The sequence below is a fragment of the Rhizobium cerradonense genome (assembly GCF_030182455.1).
In the GTDB taxonomy this organism is placed as follows: Bacteria; Pseudomonadota; Alphaproteobacteria; order Rhizobiales; family Rhizobiaceae; genus Rhizobium.
The window spans coordinates 1-2,500 of record NZ_JAQJCK010000049.1; the positions used below are offsets into that span (position 1 = coordinate 1).

Below are 2,500 nucleotides of genomic sequence, written 5' to 3' on the forward strand. Positions count from 1 at the left end.
TTGGTTGCGGGGGCAGGATTTGAACCTGCGGCCTTCAGGTTATGAGCCTGACGAGCTACCGGGCTGCTCCACCCCGCGCTATCCGAGCAAACCGCGTTGCGGTTTGTCCGCCCTGAGCGAACCGTTGGGGTTCGTCGGAGCTTGAGCAAGCCGCGTTGCGGCTTGCGTGATCCGGGCAAATCCGAAGGATTTGTCCCGTGTTCCCGTGGCACCTTATTTCGGAGCCGGGCGTATAACTGTATGCCTTTAGAAGCGACAAAGGCCGCTTTTGAGCGGCCTATTGTAACACGGCTTAGCCGTTTTTGTGTCGAGAAGATTTAAATCATCGGACAAACCCAGATGGGTTTATCCGGCGTTGCGTTTTGCAGACCTGGCAGCGACCTACTCTCCCGCGTCTTGAGACGAAGTACCATGGGCGCAGGGGCGTTTCACGGCCGTGTTCGGAAAGGGAACGGGTGCAGCCACCCCGCCATAACCACCAGGTCAGCGAAGCGCAACGTTTGAGAAGCTGGTGAAGAGAGGATGGAGGCAATAGCCTTCATGTCTCTTGTCTTTTTTTGAACACGTCAGATGCATCGTGTGATGAACACGAGCAATGGGAACGATCAAGCCAATCGAGCTATTAGTACCGGTAAGCTTCATGCGTTGCCGCACTTCCACACCCGGCCTATCAACGTGGTCGTCTACCACGGCTCTGATAGGGAACACTCGTTTTCAGGTGGGTTTCCCGCTTAGATGCCTTCAGCGGTTATCCCTTCCATATATAGCTACCCTGCTATGCCCTTGGCAGGACAACAGGTCCACCAGAGATATGTCCATCCCGGTCCTCTCGTACTAGGGACAGATCCTGTCAATATTCCTACACCCACGGCAGATAGGGACCGAACTGTCTCACGACGTTCTGAACCCAGCTCACGTACCGCTTTAATTGGCGAACAGCCAAACCCTTGGGACCTGCTCCAGCCCCAGGATGCGATGAGCCGACATCGAGGTGCCAAACAACCCCGTCGATATGGACTCTTGGGGGTCATCAGCCTGTTATCCCCGGCGTACCTTTTATCCGTTGAGCGATGGCCCTTCCACGCGGGACCACCGGATCACTATGACCGACTTTCGTCTCTGCTCGACTTGTCAGTCTCGCAGTCAGGCGGGCTTATGCCATTGCACTCGACGACCGATTTCCGACCGGTCTGAGCCCACCATCGCGCGCCTCCGTTACTCTTTCGGAGGCGACCGCCCCAGTCAAACTACCCACCATACACTGTCCCGGATCCGGATGACGGACCGCGGTTAGACATCCATGACGATAAGGGTGGTATTTCAAGGATGGCTCCACAAGAACTGGCGTCCCTGCTTCAAAGCCTACCACCTATCCTACACATGCCGACACGAATGCCAGTGTAAAGCTATAGTAAAGGTGCACGGGGTCTTTCCGTCTGACCGCAGGAACCCCGCATCTTCACGGGGAATTCAATTTCACTGAGTCTATGTTGGAGACAGCGGGGAAGTCGTTACGCCATTCGTGCAGGTCGGAACTTACCCGACAAGGAATTTCGCTACCTTAGGACCGTTATAGTTACGGCCGCCGTTTACTGGGGCTTCGATTCAGAGCTTGCACCCCTCCTCTTAACCTTCCAGCACCGGGCAGGCGTCAGACCCTATACGTCGTCTTGCGACTTCGCAGAGCCCTGTGTTTTTGGTAAACAGTCGCTACCCCCTGGTCTGTGCCACCCTCACATGCTTGCGCACATAAGGGTCACGCTTCTTCCGAAGTTACGCGTGCAATTTGCCGAGTTCCTTCAACATAGTTCTCTCAAGCGCCTTGGTATACTCTACCTGACCACCTGTGTCGGTTTCGGGTACGGTCTATACGGTGGAGCTATTTCCTGGAACCGCGTCCCTGCAAGATCAATCCAATAAGACCTTACAAGTTAAGCAATCCGTCACTACCACCAGGCCCACGAATATTAACGTGGTTCCCATCGACTACGCGTGTCCGCCTCGTCTTAGGGGCCGGCTAACCCTGCTCAGATTAACTTTAAGCAGGAACCCTTGGTCTTTCGGCGAGAGGGTCTCTCACCCTCTTTATCGTTACTCATGTCAACATTCGCACTTCCGATACCTCCAGGATGCCTCACGGCTGTCCCTTCACAGGCTTACGGAACGCTCCGCTACCACTCCTCAAAGAGGAATCCTCAGCTTCGGTGCATGGCTTTAGCCCCGTTACATTTTCGGCGCAAAGACCCTTGACTAGACCAGTGAGCTGTTACGCTTTCTTTAAATGATGGCTGCTTCTAAGCCAACATCCTGGTTGTTTTGGGATCCTCACATCCTTTCCCACTTAGCCATGACTTGGGGACCTTAGCTGGAGGTTAGGGTTGTTGCCCTTTTCACGACGGACGTTAGCACCCGCCGTGTGTCTGCCGAGTAGTACTTCCCGGTATTCGGAGTTTGGTTAGGATCAGTAAGACGGTGAGTCCCCATAGCCCATCCAGTGCTC

Annotated in this window: 1 tRNA gene and 2 rRNA genes (1 of these 3 cut by a window edge); all 3 read right to left on the reverse strand. The window is 54.6% G+C overall.

Going from position 1 to position 2,500, the window contains the following annotated elements:
* Position 1: 1 nt before the first annotated feature.
* Positions 2–78: transfer RNA gene (locus PH547_RS33265), tRNA-Met, on the reverse strand.
* Between the two features lie 290 nt (positions 79–368).
* Positions 369–483, reverse strand: a 5S ribosomal RNA gene (rrf, locus tag PH547_RS33270).
* Positions 484–601: 118 nt separating this feature from the next.
* A 23S ribosomal RNA gene (locus PH547_RS33275) occupies positions 602–2,500 on the reverse strand (it continues 995 nt past the right edge of the window).